This is a genomic window from Microbulbifer regidiadema (SeqCode) (assembly GCF_052466995.1).
This window is the reverse complement of the sequence record NZ_CP174297.1, coordinates 4,695,082-4,711,811: the sequence shown is the minus strand read 5'-3', so window position 1 is coordinate 4,711,811 and position 16,730 is coordinate 4,695,082. Positions and strand designations below refer to the sequence as shown.

Sequence of the window (16,730 nt, the reverse complement as noted above, 5' to 3'; positions counted from 1 at the left end):
GCAAGCTCCCCTTTTAAATAAAACACCGCTAACAAATAAAGGTTGCTTAGCTATCTACAGCCAAGCAGAGATACTGCCTTATTTATCAAGCTACTTTACTGGGACTTTCTATCACTCTCACGATGAGTATCACCAAGTAAATCGAGGTAAAACGCATACTGCAAGGCCGTCTCTTTATAGCGGCGGAAGCGTCCCGAAGAACCGCCGTGACCGGCCTCCATATTGGTATTAAATAGCAGCTGATTTTTATCGGTCTTCAACTCCCGCAGTTTTGCCACCCACTTCATGGGCTCAAAATATTGCACCTGGGAGTCATGTAGCCCTGTGGTCACCAGCATATTGGGGTAGTTCTGTGCTTTTACCTGATCGTAAGGCGAATAGGAGAGCATATATTCATAGCTGTCCTTATTGTTGGGGTTACCCCACTCGTCATATTCATTGACCGTCAGAGGGATGGACTCATCCAACATGGTAGTCACCACGTCGACAAATGGCACCTCTGCGGTTACCCCTCGATACAAACCCGGCTCCATATTGACTACCGCCCCCATCAATAGCCCCCCTGCACTGCCGCCGGAAGCAAAGATCTTATCAGAGGCTGCATACTTCAATTGGCTCAAGCCCTTGGTAACATCAATAAAATCAGTGAAAGTATTCTTTTTATTGAACATCTTTCCGTCTTCATACCAAGCGCGCCCCAATTTTTGACCGCCGCGAATATGGGCGATAGCAAATACAAAACCGCGATCCAGCAAGGATACTATAGAGGAACGAAACCAGGGGTCGACGGTACTGCCGTAGGAACCATAGGCGTATTGCAGCAGTGGATTAGTACCATCTCTCTGGAATTTATCCTTGCGATATACCAGAGACACCGGCACCTTGACACCATCCCGTGCGGTAATCAGGATACCCTCACTCTGATAGCTCTGAGGGGCAAACCCACCGGGCACCTTATCTTGCTTAAGCAGTGTCAGATCACCGCTATCCAGCCGGGCCTCATAGATACTCTTTGGTGTCGTCAGGCTTGAGTAAGACACCCGCACACTCTCCGATCCCAAATTGGGATTGGCACTTAAGTCCAACTGGTAAACCGGGTCATTAAAGCCGACCTCAAGAGCCTTGTTGTTCTCTAAGTTAATGATCCGAAGCCCTGCCTGACCTGATTTTCGCTCTATCAGAGCGAGATGCTGGTCAAATAAGGTAAAGTCTTCCAGAAGAGTGTCACTACTGTGTGGTATTACCTCCTGCCACTTAGACTTATCCGCAGCATCGGCCATAGAGGCTTTCATCAACCTGAAGTTTTCGGCCTGCCAGTTGGTAAGAATATAAAACTCACCTCCCAGTTTTAGCGCCGAGTACTCGTGGTCTTTTTCCCGGGGGTGTAGGGGGGCAAAGTCTGCCAGCGGGGTATTGGCATCCAGAATGGACTCGCCGCTACTGGTCGTCGAGCTGTGGTGAATCCGCACCAGCTCCCCATCCCGGGATTTGGAAATCCAGGTGTAGAAGGCCTTATCCATTTCTTCATAAACAATAACATCGTCACTCTGTGGGGTGCCCAATGTATGTCGCATTACTTGATAGCCGAGCAGAGTCTGGCGATCTTTATTGATATAGAAGACGGTCTTATTGTCATTTGCCCAAACCGCAACCGGTGAGGCATTTTCCAGCTTGTCCGGCAGTAGTTCACCGGTTTTTAAATCTTTGAAGCGAATCGTGTAAACACGGCGCCCCACACTGTCTTCAGGGTAGGCGAGCAATTGATTGTTGGGAGATACGGCCAGGCGTCCAACACTGAAATAGCCGCTACCTTCGGCCAGGCTATTTATGTCCAGCATAACTTCTTCAGGCGCCTCTTGGCTGCCTTTGCGCCGGGCGTGAATCACATACTCTTTTTGTGGCAGGTAGCGACTGTAATACCAGTAGCCATTATAATAAACGGGTACCGTCGATTTATCTTTTTCCAAACGTCCAGTCATTTCCTCAAAGAGTAATTCCTGCAACGCTTTAGTGTGCTGCATTACCGAGTCGGTATAGGCGTTTTCTGCTTCCAGGTGCGCAATAACATCTGGAGCTTTGCGTTCATCATCGCGCATCCAATAGTAATTATCGATACGCTCATGACCGTGCATAACCAGCTTGTGGGGCACTTTCTTGGCCACAGGAGCAGAAACATCCTCGTTAAACAAAACTTTTTCCTCTGTTGCCTGGTTATTTTCCGCTTCACCACACCCCGCTAAACCGAGGGCGAGCAGTAATGTTGCCGCAGTTTTATTCATCAAAATTTATCTCTTTTGTGTATTCTTCTTTTACCCACCAATACTGCTTTATTGCAATCAGGTTAGAGCACCGATAAGTCGCATCACATCCCGACAAGGCCCCCTATGCTGAACACCAATAGGCAATTCTCAGTCGAGGACCTATTACCTGAAATTTTAAAGCCCCTATCTCCGGCAAATACTAACCCGTCAAAATCAACCAGCTCATTCCCGCAATAATCAGCGATGCCGTCACGCTCAGTATTGCCCCCTCACGCACCATATCCTGTATGCGTACCTTGCCTGTTCCGTAGGCGATGGCATTCGGTGCCGTGGCCACAGGCAACATAAACGCACAGCTGGCACTCATCGCCGCCGGTATCATCAGTACCATCGGCTCAAAGCCCGCAGAGGTTGCAGCTACAGCGAGAATGGGCATAAGCAAAGTTGCAGTGGCGGTATTACTGGTGATCTCTGTCAGGAAGGTTACGCTCAAACAAAGTATTACCAGCATTAGCCACAGCGGCATTGTGGTGAGGAAAGAAAGACCATTGCCGAGCATATCGCTTAGGCCGGAGCTGGAGAACCCTTTTGCCAGTGCAATACCGCCGGCAAACAGCAACAGCATTCCCCAGGGAATTGTTTCCGCTGTCTGCCAGTCCAGCAGGCGTCCGCCCTTGCCATTGGGGACTAAAAACATAGCGACAACCGCCGCAAGGGCCACAGTACCATCGCCGGCAGCATCAACCCCTATCAGGTCGCTCCAGCCACCGAATGGTGCATTGCGGGTAACCCACAGGAGAATAGCCACCCCAAAAACCATTAAGGTGCGCTTTTCCTCTGCCCGCCACTCTCCCACTTGCGGGGGCTCGATAGCATTTTTCAGATGGATATTACGAGTCAGCCAAAGGGCCATAATCGGCAGGGTCACCAGGGCGACAGGCAGGCCAATTTTCATCCACCCCAGGAAACTAAATTCTCGCCCCGTTACCTCCTCATAGATCCCCATAAAAATAACGTTGGGTGGCGTTCCCAGCGGGGTCCCCACCCCACCCAGGCTCGCGGCATAGGCAATCCCCAGAATCAGGGCAATACTCAAGCGCTGGTTATCAATCCTGGAGAGAATCGCCAAAGCAATGGGCAGCATCATTAGGGTTGTGGCGGTATTGGATATCCACATACTCAAGAAGCCCGCCGCCAGCATAAACCCGAGCACCAGCCTGCGCCCGCTGGAGACACCGACAATACGCAACATATACAGAGCGAGCCGCTCGTGCGCGCCGCTCTTCTCCAGGGCTTTGGACAGGATAAAAGCTCCCATTAGTAACAGAATGACATGACTGCCCAGAGAAGAGGCTACTTCGCGGTGATCAGCGACCCCAAATAGGGGCAGAAGAACAAAAGGCACCAGTGAGGTGGCGGGGATAGGCAGGGCTTCTGTAACCCACCAGATCACGGTCAGCAAGGTAATCGCTGCGGTTACCGCCGGTAGGTATTGCATTCCCATCGCGGCTAAAAAGAAATAGAAGGCCGCTGCCAAAAGAGGACCTAAAACTATAAAGCGCTGTCGCGCGATCGACATATCTGCCCCCAACGACTCCAGGGTTTAATTTTTATTGGTTATTGCTGTTGAGAAACTGGGCTCCGGCCAATCACCGCACGATCCAGGTCCCCTCAGGTAGATACACAAAATACAAGAAAGTGAGCACTCTGCGCACTACTTCGAAGTAATAAATTCCACTGGTCTACAAAGAATGTACAGAACAAAAGCATCTTGTTTGATTTTTGCCCACCCCTATGGGGGCTAGCATACAGTCGCCTGCTCGATAAAAAAGCCTGTGCAGAAAAAAGCTAAACAAAAGCGGCTGTTAGGGAGGTCTGCGCAAATGTACAATACTGACAAACCATTATTTATAGTTTTTTGAGCTTAATTCAAAGAGTGCTAATACCCACTCTGCACTAGGGAACCGCTGAATAATTCCGTGGCCCCCTAGAGCTATTCAAGCGAATAAAAAACGATCAGTTATTATATGAGGTACCTCTTGAAACACACCGCTCTTGCCGCTTTTATCGCGCTATTTAGCTCCAGTATTCACGCCGAAGAACAGCCTTTCTACCTGAAGGCTTCTCTCGGGTATACACAGTTTGACTCCGACAGCTCTTATACGATTAAAGAGGATTTAGACTCCGTCAGTTACGGGTTTACGTTTGGCTACCGGATCAATCAATATATCGCTATTGAGGCGGGAATGACCGACTTAGGCAAGCTAGAGCGGCGCTCTGGATACGAACTATACGATGCTGAAATCTATGGTGATCAAGATTATCAAACTGTCTTTAATGCAAGCTCTTATGACCACACTAAGACCGAGTACAAATCGTACAGTTTAGGAGCCGCTTTTACTAAGCGCTTTCAACAACACCTGAGCGCGGGTGTCCGTCTCGGTGTTCACCAGTGGAATACCACTTCCAGTGGTAGCGGTAATTACGAATATTCTATTGATTGGTACAGCCCAGATGGCGAGCTCTTGGAATCAGAAAGCTATGCTTGGTCTGGCGATTGGGGTGATGAGAAAGATAGCGGCACCGACTCCTACTATGGCGCAGTAATAAGCTGGTCCACCGGTGCCTGGGATATCGGTCTTGAACATACTCTCTATAAAATCGAGGATGAAAAAGCCAACTTTACCGCATTGGGGGCTACTTACAGCTTCTAATCCGAATCAAACTATCAGATTCTGGAGGAAGTGACTACTTACACTTCCTCCAGAGCCCGCCCCTAAAGCACCTTCGCCGCTGCTCCCTCCCCCTCAACTAAAATCCAGCCAGCTACTCTGTACAATTAAGCAGTATCCGGCAAACTATCGCCTGCGACAGCCAGTAAAGAAGAAAAGGCAAAGGGAATTATGAGCAATATACCCAATACTGTAGAAGTCTTGGAAAAACTCCGCTGGAATGCCCACCTGTGCAAGCACAGCCATTTTCGCGCATCCATGAAGGGGCGCAATTTGCATGTGCTATGCGGGGTTCCCATCGTTGTCGTCAACCTATTCCTCGGCTCACTGTTCTTCTCCCTGATCAATGCGGAGCTACCGGACTGGACCAAGTGGAGCGGTGCGGGACTGGCCCTGTTAGCCGCCTTGCTTGGCGGTGTGCAAACCTTCTTCAACTTTAAAAAGAACTATGAGGGGCACCGACAAGTTGGTAACGAATATCTGGCAATCGCCAGGGAGTGTGAGCGACTGATCGCCCTCTATTTTGACAGTATCCTGGATCTCGAACATCTCTCTAAAAAGATTTCAGAACTGAATACACGTTACAGCGATATCAATCAGCGTGCGGAAGAGTTTATTGTGTCAGATAAGGTATACAAACAGGCGGCACACACCCAAACTCAAAAGGCCGCGCGCGAGCCCTCTCTGGTGGAGCAGATGCGCAAACGCCAGGCCTCCGCACTGAGAATTGCCGGGGAACCGATTGAAGCCGTAGACGGTAACCACTGATCCGGTCCGCCGGCACTGCAGTACCCCCCTGAAACAGTAGCGCCCTCACCTCTACAGAACAAACAGTAAAATGCAGACAGATCACAGCAGCCATCAAGCAACCGCAAGCACTCACCCCTTGTGCTATTTGGCCACAGATATCGGCACCCCGAGTAATGTCGGGGGCTTATTTCGCATCGCCGATGCACTCGGTGTAGAGAAAATTTATTTAACCGGTGAAACCCTAACGCCGCCCAACTCCAAGATTCGAAAAATTTCCCGCTCTACTGAGAAGTACGTCCCCTACGAATATCACGTATCCGCCATTGATACTGCGCAAGCATTAAAGGCTAAAGGCTATCGATTAATCTGCCTGGAAATCACCTCGAACAGCATTGAACTGAAACAGGCTCCCATTACTAGCGGAGATAAAGTCTGCTTGGTATTGGGCTCGGAAAAGGATGGCGTAGCTGCTGAACTCCTGAAGATGGCAGATGCCGTGGTGCATATCCCTATGCAGGGGGTCAATTCTTCAATGAATGTCACTTCCGCTTGTGCCATAGCAACCTATGCCCTGCTGGAAAAAATTTAGGCGGGGACTTTAACTATCAGGTTCTTCTGGTTGGCGTAGTCTGGATCACCACCAAATCTTTTATTGCAGTTCAAACCATTGATTGCCTGAATTTCCGCTTGGCTTAAATTAAAGTCTGAAAGTAAAAAGTTGTTGCGCATATTATCCAGGCTTTCTGCTTTCGGAATAACGATACGGTGCTGCTGGATATTCCATTTCAAGATAACTTGCCCCGCCCCCACCCCGTGATCCTCAGCGATCTGTACGATTAATGGATCTGCCAACGGCTTGTCCTGGGCTTCGACACCACTCCAGGTAGAACCGGAGCCCAGCGGCGACCAACAGCAGATGGCAATTTTATGAAATTGGCAATAGTCCACCAGAGGCTGCTGAGTGAAATAGGGATGCAATTCAATTTGATTGCAGACTGGGGGAACCTCGGCAAAAGCCGCAAGCTGTTCTATATCCGTTTTACGAAAGTTTGAAACACCCAGGGCGCGCACTTTCTTTTGCTGGTAAAGCGCTTCCATCGCCTGCCAAGTTTCCCGGGTATAAGCCGGTACAGGCCAGTGGATCAAATAGAGATCCAGGTACTCGAGCTGCAAGCGCTCCAAACTGCGGGCAAACGCATCGTGGGTTTTTCGATTCCCCTGCTCGCTATCCCAAACTTTACTGGTAATAAATAGCTCGGCCCGCGCCAGGCCGGACTCTTTGATCGCTCTCCCCAGCGCCCGTTCATTGCCGTAAACTGACGCCACATCAAAGTGGCGGTACCCCACTGACATGGCCTTTAAAAGTACTTCCGTGACATATTCATCATCCTGTTGCCAACTGCCAATAGCAGCCATTCCCATGCCGAGCTGGGGTATCTCTACACCGTTATTCAATTCGAGAAAATACATAATCAATATCCTTTCAGATTCCGGTGCGGCACACCGGCGAGGATCTACAGCGCTTCTGAAATTCAGGGCGTACAGAAGTCAACGGGCTGTAAGCAGCGAGTTCACCCGCAGCGATTAATCAGTACACAAAAGAAAGATACCGTTTCCTATTTTTAGCTGGCGATCAACCGCTATTTGGGTGGCAGCGACCCCGCAAACACGGCACCACGGCTGACCCAATTATCCAGATCGACAGCCACAGCATCTTCTTCCACATACACCATACCTTTTAAGGGGCGCCCCGTGTAATCCATAGGGCGGGTATAGCGCTCAGACAGAGCCGTTTGATAATCATCAGGCCCAACGCGGACCATCAACTCCTCCCCGACAACCCCACAGGCCATATTGCCATTCAACATAAAAGCGAGCCCGCCAAACATCTGCTTTTCACTCAGACCTTCATTTCCCTGAAGTAGTTTGCGCACCTTTTCAGCCAGGTTTTCGCTGTACGCCATAAGTTCCTCCTTAATCTATTTTATTGAGCAAAAATTCCCCTTCAGATACGGTTTTTTCTGAACTGATTAACCACGATAAAATTAGAAAAGATTCGAATGGAGAAAATGTGAATACTAATCCCAATAAGATATTGGGTGGAGCGATGAGCAAGTACACTGTAAGTTCAACAGATAACTGCACCATAGCAAAAATGTTATTTCGAATAATTGCTTAAGTGTAGCAGTAAGTGAAGCTTATTCACTTGAAAAGAAGAGCGTTACGCCAGGAAATAAAAGGGCTGAAAACTGTTATAGAAGAGTTTGCTTGTTTATTCAAATTGTGGCGACCTGAAAAGGCCACCACAACCTGACAAACACCCCGGCCAACTAACCGCCGGGGTACTGATTTGTCTTAATCAACAAATACCCGCGCGTTGCGGAACAGACGCATCCAACCGGCGTCTTCGCTCCACTCATCCGGGCGCCAGCTGTTGTTGACCGCTCGTGCAACTCGCTCCGGGTGCGGCATCATAATCGTGACACGGCCATCTTCAGAGCTCAGGGAAGTAATACCGTTTACCGAGCCGTTGGGGTTGGCCGGGTAGGTCTGGGTAATTTCCCCTTTGTTATTCAGATAGCGCATCGCGATGGTACCGGAAGCTTCGCACTTCTCCAGCGCCTGCTGATCGGCAAATTCCACCCGGCCCTCACCGTGAGCAACGGCAACTGGCATATAAGTGCCCGCCATACCTTTAAACAGCACAGAGCTAGACTCTTCAATGCCCACCAGGGCAAAGCGCGCCTCATACTGCTCGGACAGGTTGCGCACAAAGCGCGGCCAGTGGTCGGCACCGGGGATCAGCTCTTTGATCACAGAGAACATCTGACAACCGTTACACACCCCCAGACCGAAGGTATCGTTGCGGTTAAAGAAGCCTTCGAACTGGTCGCGCGCGCGATCGTTAAACAGAATGGTTTTCGCCCAGCCCTCACCGGCTCCGAGTACGTCACCGTAAGAGAAGCCACCACAGCCCACCAGGCCTTTGAATTCATCCAGGGCCACACGGCCGGACAGAATGTCGCTCATATGCACGTCGACAGCGTTAAAGCCGGCGCGGTGGAAAGAGTGCGCCATTTCCACCTGGCTGTTGACCCCCTGCTCGCGCAGTACGGCAACTTTTGGACGAACACCTTTGGCGATATAGGGCGCGCTGACATCTTCGCTCATATCGAAAGTCAGGTTTACCGTCAGGCCCGGGTCATCCTGGGCAATTGCGGCAAACTCCTGCTCGGCGCACTCGGCGTTATCGCGCAGGGATTGGATACGGAAGCTGGTTTCCGACCAGATCTGCTGCAACTCCGCGCGGGAGCGCTTAAAGATTTCAACACCGTTATTGGTGATGCACAGGTGCTCGTTATTGTTCAGGTAACCGATCTTGTGGGTGGGTACGCCGACAGCGGCAAAGCGCTGTACCAGCATATCCGCTTCACAGGCGGGCACCTGTAGTACCGCACCCAGCTCTTCACTGAACAGCGCGGCGATCGGGTCTTCACCCAACTCGTAGATTTCCACGTCCATACCCACGCGGCCGGCAAAGCCCATTTCCGCCAGGGTTGTGAACAGACCGCCGTCGGCGCGGTCGTGGTAGGCCATGATCAGATCTTCGTTCAGCGCCTGCTGCACCACTTCAAAGAAGCCTTTCAGCTTCTTGGCGTCGTCCAGGTCTGCGGGCTTGTCGCCCAGCTCATTGTAGACCTGTGCCAAGCAGGAACCGCCCAGGCGGTTTTTACCGGCCCCCAGGTCCACCAGCAGCAACTCGCTCTCACCTTTATTCGTGCGCAATTGCGGAGTCACGGTTTTGCGTACATCGGTAACCGGAGTAAAGGCAGAGATTACCAGCGACAGCGGTGCGGTAACCGCCTTTTGCTCACCCTCGTCTTCCCAGGCGGTGCGCATAGACATGGAGTCCTTGCCCACCGGAATGGTAATACCCAGCTCGGGGCACAGCTCCATGCCCACCGCTTCTACGGTGCGATAGAGTTTTTCCTCTTCGCCCGGGTGGCCCGCAGCGCACATCCAGTTGGCGGAGAGTTTGATATCAGACAGCTGCTTCACCGGGGTACAGGCGATATTGGTGATCGCCTCGCCCACGGCCAAACGACCTGACGCGGGTGCATCCAACAGTGCCACCGGGGTGCGCTCCCCCATAGACATGGCTTCGCCGGCATAGCTGTCGTAGGACACGGTAGTCACCGCACAGTCCGCCACCGGCACCTGCCAGGGACCGACCATCTGATCGCGGGACACCTGGCCGGTAACCGTGCGGTCGCCAATGGTAATCAGGAAGCTCTTGCTGGCCACGGTGGGCAGGCGCAGCACCCGCTCAGCCGCTTCATTCAAATCGATATCGGCCGTGGAGAAAGCCTTGGTTGCCGCCTGGCGCGTCTGTGCTTCGCGATGCATGCGCGGCGGCTTGCCGAACAGTACCGACATCGGCAGATCCACCGGCTTGGAGTCGAACTTCTTGTCATTTAACAGCAGGTGTTTGTCTTCGGTGGCTTCACCGACAACGGCGTAAGGCGCGCGCTCGCGCTCACAGATCTGCTCAAAGCGCGCCAGGTCTTTCGGCATCACCGCCAGTACGTAGCGCTCCTGGGATTCGTTACACCAGATTTCCAATGGGCTCATACCCGGCTCATCGCAGGGCACATTGCGCAGCTCAAAGTTACCGCCGGTACCGCCGTCTTTGACCAGTTCGGGGAAGGCGTTGGACAAACCGCCCGCACCCACATCGTGGATAAAGGCGATGGGGTTGCTCTCACCCAGCTGCCAGCACTGGTCGATCACCTCTTGGCAGCGGCGCTCAATTTCCGGGTTCTGGCGCTGTACTGAAGCGAAATCCAGGTCTTCAGAGCTGGAACCGCTGGCCATACTGGAGGCCGCACCGCCACCGAGGCCGATCAACATGGCCGGACCACCCAGCACTACCAGTTTGGCGCCGGGGGAAAACTCGGGCTTCTCAACATGCTCTGCGCGGATATTGCCGTAGCCACCAGCCAGCATGATCGGCTTGTGATAGCCGCGACGCTCGCCGTCAAAATTCTCTTCAAAGGTGCGGAAGTAACCGCAGATATTCGGGCGGCCAAACTCATTGTTAAATGCCGCACCACCGATCGGCCCCTCGATCATAATATCCAGGGCGGTAACGATGCGCTCGGGCTTGCCGTAGTTGGCCTCCCAGGGCTGCTCCCAACCGGGAATGCGCAAGTTGGAAACGGTAAAGCCTGTGAGGCCCACTTTCGGCTTGGAGCCACGGCCAACCGCGCCCTCATCGCGAATCTCACCACCGGCACCGGTGCCGGCGCCGGAGAAGGGGGCGATCGCGGTGGGGTGGTTGTGGGTTTCCACCTTCATCAGCAGATGAATAGCTTCGTTGCTGAAACCGTATTCTTTGCTGTCCGGGTCCGGGTAGAAACGCCCCGCTTCACTACCGACAACCACAGCGGCGTTATCCGCATAGGCGGACAGTACGTTATCACCACCTTTCTGGTAGGTGTTCTTGATCATGCCGAACAGGGAGTGCGGCATCTCTTCGCCATCGATGGTCCAGGAGGCATTGAAGATTTTGTGGCGGCAGTGCTCGGAGTTTGCCTGGGCAAACATCATCAGCTCTACATCGGTGGGGTTGCGCTCCAGCTCCTGGAAGCTGGTGAGCAGGTAATCAATCTCATCTTCCGCCAGGGCCAAGCCCAAGGTGACGTTGGCATCTTCCAGCGCTTCGCGGCCGCCCTCGAGAATATCCACGCCGCGCAGCGGGCGCGGTGCCTCTTCCACGAATAATTGCTCCGCCTGATTAAAGTCGGTGAATACCGCTTCAACCATACGGTCGTGCAAACGGGAGGCCAGAGCAAGGCGTTCAGCTTCGTTTAACTCGACACCGGTAATGTAGTAGGCGATACCTCGCTCCAGGCGCTGAACTTTATTCAGGCCGGCGTTGTGCGCGATATCAGTGGCCTTGGAAGACCAGGGCGAGATCGTACCCGGACGCGGCACAACCAGGATCAGCTCGCCTTTCGGCTCGTGTTTTTCCTCGGTTGGACCGTATTGAAGCAATCGCTCCAGTAGGGCCATCTCCTGGTTATCCAGTGAGTCGCTGTCTGCAAAGTGAACGAACTCGGCGTAGAGATCGTCGATGGTCGGTTGCAGCGCGCGCAGTTGATTGAGCAGGTTTTTATGGCGGAATTTCGACAGTGCGGGAGCACCACGCAGAACTAACATTGCGGGAGATAGCCTCTTGTCTAAATGAGAAAGATTGCGCGAATGGGATTTCGCACAAGGCCCCGGAAATTTGAGAGGCGCAATTGTACCTGAAGCATCGCCACTCCAACACACCCGCCGGACACTTGGACACACATGAACCAATTAGTAATCTGAATGCTCAAAAGACAAACAAAATTGAGCGAAAATAAATCAATTTTGCGTCAAAGCCTGGCTCAACTAACTAAGTCTGTAATGCTTTGCAAGCGCGTAGGTCACAGTGTTCAAAAGACAAACTGGGCAGATTGTCGCCAAATCATGTAAAATTAGCCCGCTGCGTCGCCCTATTTGAGTGGGAAACTGGCGCGCAGCGCCTTAGGCACAACACTAAATACACCAACGGACTAGCTAGAGGGACAGCCTATGATGATGAAAAGCCGTATGCTGCGCTACGTCCGCCGCGTGTGCAAAGGGATTGCCCTTTCCTGCTGCGCCTCCCTGCTGGTTGCCAGTAAAGCACCGAATACTCTGGAGCGTGTCAAAGCCTCCGGCGAATTGGTCGTACTGTCACAAAATGGCCCTACTACTTATTACGAAGACGCCACCGGCAACCCCACCGGGTTTGAATACGGTATGTTGCATGCTTTTGCCGAAGAGCTGGGAGTAAAGCTAGTTATTCGCGACGTGCATGACCTGGACGAAATGTTCAATCAACTGCGCGATCCCGAAAGCGGCGCACACTTCGCCGCTGCCGGTCTCACCGTCACCCCGGAGCGCCGCGAACAGGTCCGCTTCACCCCGTCCTACTTCGAGATCCGCCAGCAAGTCATCTATCGCGTAGGCCAACAGCGCCCGCGCAAGACCAGCGATCTCGAAGGGAAAAAGGTCGCCGTGATTGCCGGCAGTGCCCACGCAGAAGAAATGAAGAAACTCTCCGCCCGCTATACCGGGCTGGACTGGGAGGAAGTCTCCGACGTAGACGCCATGGAATTGGTAGAGATGGTGCAGGAGGGAAAATACAGTTATGCGATTGTAGATTCCAACGCCTACGCCGTTCACCGCGGCCTCTACCCCAACACCGCTGTCGCCTTTAACCTCACCCAGTTCCAACCGGTTTCCTGGGCCTTCCCGCAAAGTGATGACGACAGCCTATACCGCAGCGCCCGCCGCTTTATGTTGCGCGCCAATACCAACGGTATGATCGACCAATTGCGGGAGGAGTTTTTCGGCCATGTCAGCGACCTGAATGTGGGCGGCGCCCAGGCCTTTGCCAAGCGCAGCCGCGAGCGGCTGCCCAAATGGCGCGGCACCATGCAAAAAATTGCTGGCCAGTATGACCTCGACTGGCATCTGCTCGCGGCCCTCAGTTACCAGGAGTCCCACTGGAATCCCCGCGCCCGCTCCCGCACCGGTGTGCGCGGCCTGATGATGCTCACCCTGAATACCGCCAAAGACCTCGGTGTGAATCGCCTCAACCCCGAGGAGAGCATTGAGGGCGGCGCCCGCTATATCGTACAGATTCGCAACAAACTGCCGGAACGTATTCGCGAGCCCGATAGAACCTGGATGGCCCTGGCCGCCTACAACGTGGGCTACGGCCACCTGGAAGATGCCCGTGTGCTCACAGAGCGCATGGGGGGCAATCCAGACCTGTGGCCCGATGTGCGCGAACACCTGCCCCTTCTGGCCAAGCGCCAGTATTACAAGACCACCAAGCACGGCTATGCCCGGGGCTGGGAGCCGGTCACTTATGTAAAGAATATTCGCCACTACCAGGCCCTGCTGAGCTGGAGTAGCCGTATCGAAGAGCAGCGCCTGGCCGCTGCCAACGATGACGACGGCGGGGCTCTTGCCGATAGCGGCGCGCTGGAAGCAGAAGGCAGTGCCGCCCCCGCGCTCTGAGCCCCTAATCGAACTGAACTCTAAATTCCTACAGATCTTGCCGGTTTGCTGCCAGTCGCGCCCATGGGTACAGCGCCACCGCGCTTAATCCTCGACCTGAACACCCTGCCAACTCACCTGCCAGGCCTCGGGCAAAAATGGCAGGTCCTCGGGATCGTCAATATCGGTCAGCACTTGTAGGCGCCGGCACTGCATTGCGCACTCCTGCAATCGATCCAGGGTCTGCTGTGCCACCACTTCGGTGCTCCAACAGATATCCTCAAACAGGCGCGAATCGACTCGCTTTAAACCCAACAGGGTGTAACCGCCATCTTTTGCCGGATACATCACCGCATCAGTATCGACTAGGGCCTCAGCCGCAGCCCGGAGCCGCTCCACATTTAACTCGGGACAGTCTGTCCCCAACAAGAGGACTCCCGGGCCCTCGACAGGGGCGCTTTTTACCGCCTGCCACAGGCGCTGACCGAGATTACCTGCGCACTGACTGTAAAGCGCTACCCCCCGGGACAGTTTCAGCGCCTGCCAAAAAGGGTGGCCGGAGTCCGGCGCAACATGCAGCTCCACCGGCCCCAGGTCGGCCTTTAGCGCCTGCGACAGTGTGTGCCTCAATAAGCGCTCCGCCAGCGAGGCCGCACCGGCCTCCCCCAATACCGGGGCAAGCCGGGTTTTGGCATAGCCCGGCAGCGGAGCCTTGGCCATCACGACCAGGCGCAAAGGGGTTAATACGCGATCAGTCATAACGCTTTGCCAGGCTCTCCGCCGGTACGCCTCGCCAGTAATCAAAGCGCAGCCGCCACATCAGTAAAACCGTGCGCACAACACCGAACTTTTCCCAGCGGCGCCCCGAGGTTGTCACTTTTTTCCGCAAACAACAGGGACGATAGTCACGCCGCAGGCGACGGCTCAGCTCGATATCCTCCATCAACGGCTGCGCGGGGAATCCGCCCATACTGTCGAACAAGGCACGGCGCACAAAAATAGCCTGATCCCCCGTAGCAATACCGCTGAGCCGAGAGCGCAAATTAATCAGAGCGGCGATCAGGGGAAAGCAAAAACTGCGCCCCTCAATTTGAATATCAAAACGCCCCCAATAGGCAGTCTCCCTGTTTAGCTCTCCAATAGATTTGAGGGCCTGTGGCGGAAGCCGACTGTCGGCATGTAAAAACAACAGCCAGTGACCTTTAGCCATCTGCGCTCCGGCATTCATCTGTAGCGCCCGCCCCCGGGCGGCGTGTAGCAACGCCAAACCGGAGCTCTCCAGAATCTCCACGCTGCCATCGCTACTACCGCCATCGACGACAATAACTTCGACATCTTCCCGCGCATCCAATGCTTGCAGATGCTGTAATAACGGCGCCATTTGCTCTGCTTCATTGAATAGAGGCACAATCACACTGAACTGTATCACTTGCGCCTCCAGCGATTAAAAATTTCCAGACAGCGTAAAATACCTGCGGGTGCGTGCGCGCGCTTCCAATTGCCCGCCGCAAATTTATTCGCTTCACTCATGGTGGGGTACAGGTGAATCGTCGCGAGAATTTTATTCAGTCCCAAGCCGTGCTTCATCGCCAAAATAAATTCCGCAATTAATTCTGCGGCATTTTCCCCCACAATAGAAACACCCAGTATTTTATCTTTCCCCGGCACAGTCAGTACTTTGACAAATCCCCGCCGCGCACCATCGACAATCGCTCGATCTAAATGTTCGAGATCGTAGCGGGTTACCTCGTAGTTCACCCCCTGTTTGCGAGCAGCCGTTTCAGAGAGTCCCACACTGGCCACCTCGGGATCGACAAATATCGCACTGGGAACCAGTGAGTAATCCACGGCAAATTTCTTAAGGTCGCCGAAAAGGGCATTCACTGCTGCATACCACGCCTGATGGGAAGCCATATGGGTAAATTGATAGGGCCCGGCAACATCTCCAGCGGCGAGAATATGGCGAAAACGAGTGCGCAGGTATCGATCCAGTGGTAACTTGCCATTTTCCAGCAGGCCTATGTTTTCAAGCCCGAGACCGCTTAGCTTGGCCTTTCGCCCCAGCGCCAAAATTACCTCATCAAACGCCAGCCTGACTTCGCCCGCCTTGCTCTGTGCAAGCAAAATGCCACCGCGCCGAGCGGGAACACCTTCAAATTCAACGGCCTCATGACCCGTTAAAACTTTAACCCCATCGCCGGTGAGCGCCTCAGTAACGGCTGCGGACACCTCAGTATCCAGCTCCGGCAACAAGCGCTCGAACCGCTCAACTAAAACCACCTCTGAGCCGAGCCTCGCAAGCGCCTGTGCCAGCTCACAACCAATAGCGCCGCCGCCCAATAGCAGCAATCGGCGGGGCGGTGCCGACAGATGAAAGAAGCGCTGCCACAAAGTATCACTGGTCAGATAATCCACCCGATCGAGCCCGGGCAGCACTGGAACAATCGGTTCAGCACCGGTAGCCAGCACCACCGCCCGCGCCGTCAAAGTCTGTTCTCCGCCGCTGTTTAGGCCGATTTTAACCGTCCAGGGATCGAGTAGTTCTGCGTTTCCCAGCAGCACTTCCACCCCCAACTCGGTATAGCGCTCTGCGCTGTCATTGGGCTCAATCGCCTCAATCGACGCCCTGACATGCTGCATAACCCGGGGAAAGTCAATCACTGGCGGCTGGAGCACAACCCCAAACGCACCGGCACAGCGCGCCCTATGGGCCTGTCGCGCGCACATAATCAACGCTTTACTGGGAACGCAGCCGGTATTGAGGCAGTCCCCCCCCATTTTATCCGCTTCGATCAAAGTCACTTTTGCTTTTACTGCCGCAGAGATATACGCGGTAACTAAGCCCGCCGCACCGCCGCCAATCACAATTAAATTTCGATCAAATTTCTTAGGCTTCTGCATAAAA

The 16,730-nt window shown here is 53.6% G+C and carries 12 protein-coding genes; 4 read left to right on the top strand and 8 right to left on the bottom strand.

Annotation, left to right across the window (positions count from 1 at the left end; genetic code table 11):
- Window positions 1-95: 95 nt before the first annotated feature.
- Window positions 96-2,279 carry a S9 family peptidase gene (locus tag ACJJIK_RS20645; RefSeq protein WP_444932389.1) on the bottom strand — a complete coding sequence of 728 codons (2,184 nt, stop codon included), beginning with the start codon at window positions 2,277-2,279 and terminating at the stop codon, window positions 96-98.
- A gap of 181 nt (window positions 2,280-2,460) precedes the next feature.
- Window positions 2,461-3,840, bottom strand: coding sequence for an SLC13 family permease (locus ACJJIK_RS20640; RefSeq protein WP_444930098.1), 1,380 nt, complete (start codon window positions 3,838-3,840; stop codon window positions 2,461-2,463).
- A gap of 460 nt (window positions 3,841-4,300) precedes the next feature.
- On the opposite strand from ACJJIK_RS20640, the gene ACJJIK_RS20635 reads away from it, so the two are divergent.
- The 3 genes from ACJJIK_RS20635 (at window position 4,301) to ACJJIK_RS20625 (ending at window position 6,332) form a co-directional block, all read left to right on the top strand.
- Window positions 4,301-4,975, top strand: coding sequence for an outer membrane beta-barrel protein (locus tag ACJJIK_RS20635; protein WP_444930097.1), 675 nt, complete (start codon window positions 4,301-4,303; stop codon window positions 4,973-4,975).
- 189 nt (window positions 4,976-5,164) lie between these two features.
- Entirely contained in the window at window positions 5,165-5,761 is a 597-nt protein-coding gene (locus ACJJIK_RS20630) for an SLATT domain-containing protein (protein WP_444930096.1), read from the top strand.
- A gap of 70 nt (window positions 5,762-5,831) precedes the next feature.
- A complete protein-coding gene (locus tag ACJJIK_RS20625) occupies window positions 5,832-6,332 on the top strand; it encodes a TrmH family RNA methyltransferase (protein WP_444930095.1) in 501 nt (166 codons plus the stop codon).
- Here the strand turns inward: ACJJIK_RS20625 and ACJJIK_RS20620 are convergent.
- From ACJJIK_RS20620 to purL, 3 genes are all read right to left on the bottom strand, one after another.
- Entirely contained in the window at window positions 6,329-7,213 is an 885-nt protein-coding gene (locus ACJJIK_RS20620) for an aldo/keto reductase (protein ID WP_444930094.1), read from the bottom strand. The genes ACJJIK_RS20625 and ACJJIK_RS20620 overlap by 4 nt on opposite strands.
- A gap of 170 nt (window positions 7,214-7,383) precedes the next feature.
- The gene (locus ACJJIK_RS20615; protein WP_444930093.1) at window positions 7,384-7,707 is read right to left on the bottom strand and encodes a TfoX/Sxy family protein; all 324 of its coding nucleotides are present in this window, start codon (window positions 7,705-7,707) and stop codon (window positions 7,384-7,386) included.
- Between the two features lie 391 nt (window positions 7,708-8,098).
- Window positions 8,099-11,965 (bottom strand): phosphoribosylformylglycinamidine synthase, encoded by a 3,867-nt coding sequence (gene purL / locus ACJJIK_RS20610; protein WP_444930092.1) that lies wholly within the window; start codon window positions 11,963-11,965, stop codon window positions 8,099-8,101.
- Window positions 11,966-12,367: 402 nt separating this feature from the next.
- On the opposite strand from purL, the gene mltF reads away from it, so the two are divergent.
- A complete protein-coding gene (gene mltF, locus ACJJIK_RS20605; RefSeq protein WP_444930091.1) occupies window positions 12,368-13,846 on the top strand; it encodes a membrane-bound lytic murein transglycosylase MltF in 1,479 nt (492 codons plus the stop codon).
- Between the two features lie 84 nt (window positions 13,847-13,930).
- Here mltF and ACJJIK_RS20600 read toward each other — a convergent pair whose 3' ends face one another.
- The 3 genes from ACJJIK_RS20600 to ACJJIK_RS20590 are packed head-to-tail and all read right to left on the bottom strand — an operon-like array spanning window position 13,931 to window position 16,726.
- A complete protein-coding gene (locus ACJJIK_RS20600) occupies window positions 13,931-14,584 on the bottom strand; it encodes a TIGR04282 family arsenosugar biosynthesis glycosyltransferase (RefSeq protein ID WP_444930090.1) in 654 nt (217 codons plus the stop codon).
- The gene (locus ACJJIK_RS20595) at window positions 14,577-15,254 is read right to left on the bottom strand and encodes a TIGR04283 family arsenosugar biosynthesis glycosyltransferase (protein ID WP_444930089.1); all 678 of its coding nucleotides are present in this window, start codon (window positions 15,252-15,254) and stop codon (window positions 14,577-14,579) included. The genes ACJJIK_RS20600 and ACJJIK_RS20595 overlap by 8 nt, the downstream gene beginning before the upstream one ends.
- Window positions 15,251-16,726, bottom strand: coding sequence for a dihydrolipoyl dehydrogenase family protein (locus ACJJIK_RS20590; protein WP_444930088.1), 1,476 nt, complete (start codon window positions 16,724-16,726; stop codon window positions 15,251-15,253). Before ACJJIK_RS20590 ends, ACJJIK_RS20595 begins: the two co-directional genes overlap by 4 nt.
- Window positions 16,727-16,730: the final 4 nt, after the last annotated feature.

Coding starts and splice junctions, on each gene's coding strand:
- ACJJIK_RS20645 (WP_444932389.1), bottom strand. CDS start 2,279: ATGAATAAAACTGCGGCAACATTACTGCTCGCCCTCGGTTTAGCGGGG.
- ACJJIK_RS20640 (WP_444930098.1), bottom strand. CDS start 3,840: ATGTCGATCGCGCGACAGCGCTTTATAGTTTTAGGTCCTCTTTTGGCA.
- ACJJIK_RS20630 (WP_444930096.1), top strand. CDS start 5,165: ATGAGCAATATACCCAATACTGTAGAAGTCTTGGAAAAACTCCGCTGG.
- ACJJIK_RS20625 (WP_444930095.1), top strand. CDS start 5,832: ATGCAGACAGATCACAGCAGCCATCAAGCAACCGCAAGCACTCACCCC.
- ACJJIK_RS20620 (WP_444930094.1), bottom strand. CDS start 7,213: ATGTATTTTCTCGAATTGAATAACGGTGTAGAGATACCCCAGCTCGGC.
- ACJJIK_RS20615 (WP_444930093.1), bottom strand. CDS start 7,707: ATGGCGTACAGCGAAAACCTGGCTGAAAAGGTGCGCAAACTACTTCAG.
- purL (WP_444930092.1), bottom strand. CDS start 11,965: ATGTTAGTTCTGCGTGGTGCTCCCGCACTGTCGAAATTCCGCCATAAA.
- mltF (WP_444930091.1), top strand. CDS start 12,368: ATGATGATGAAAAGCCGTATGCTGCGCTACGTCCGCCGCGTGTGCAAA.
- ACJJIK_RS20600 (WP_444930090.1), bottom strand. CDS start 14,584: ATGACTGATCGCGTATTAACCCCTTTGCGCCTGGTCGTGATGGCCAAG.
- ACJJIK_RS20590 (WP_444930088.1), bottom strand. CDS start 16,726: ATGCAGAAGCCTAAGAAATTTGATCGAAATTTAATTGTGATTGGCGGC.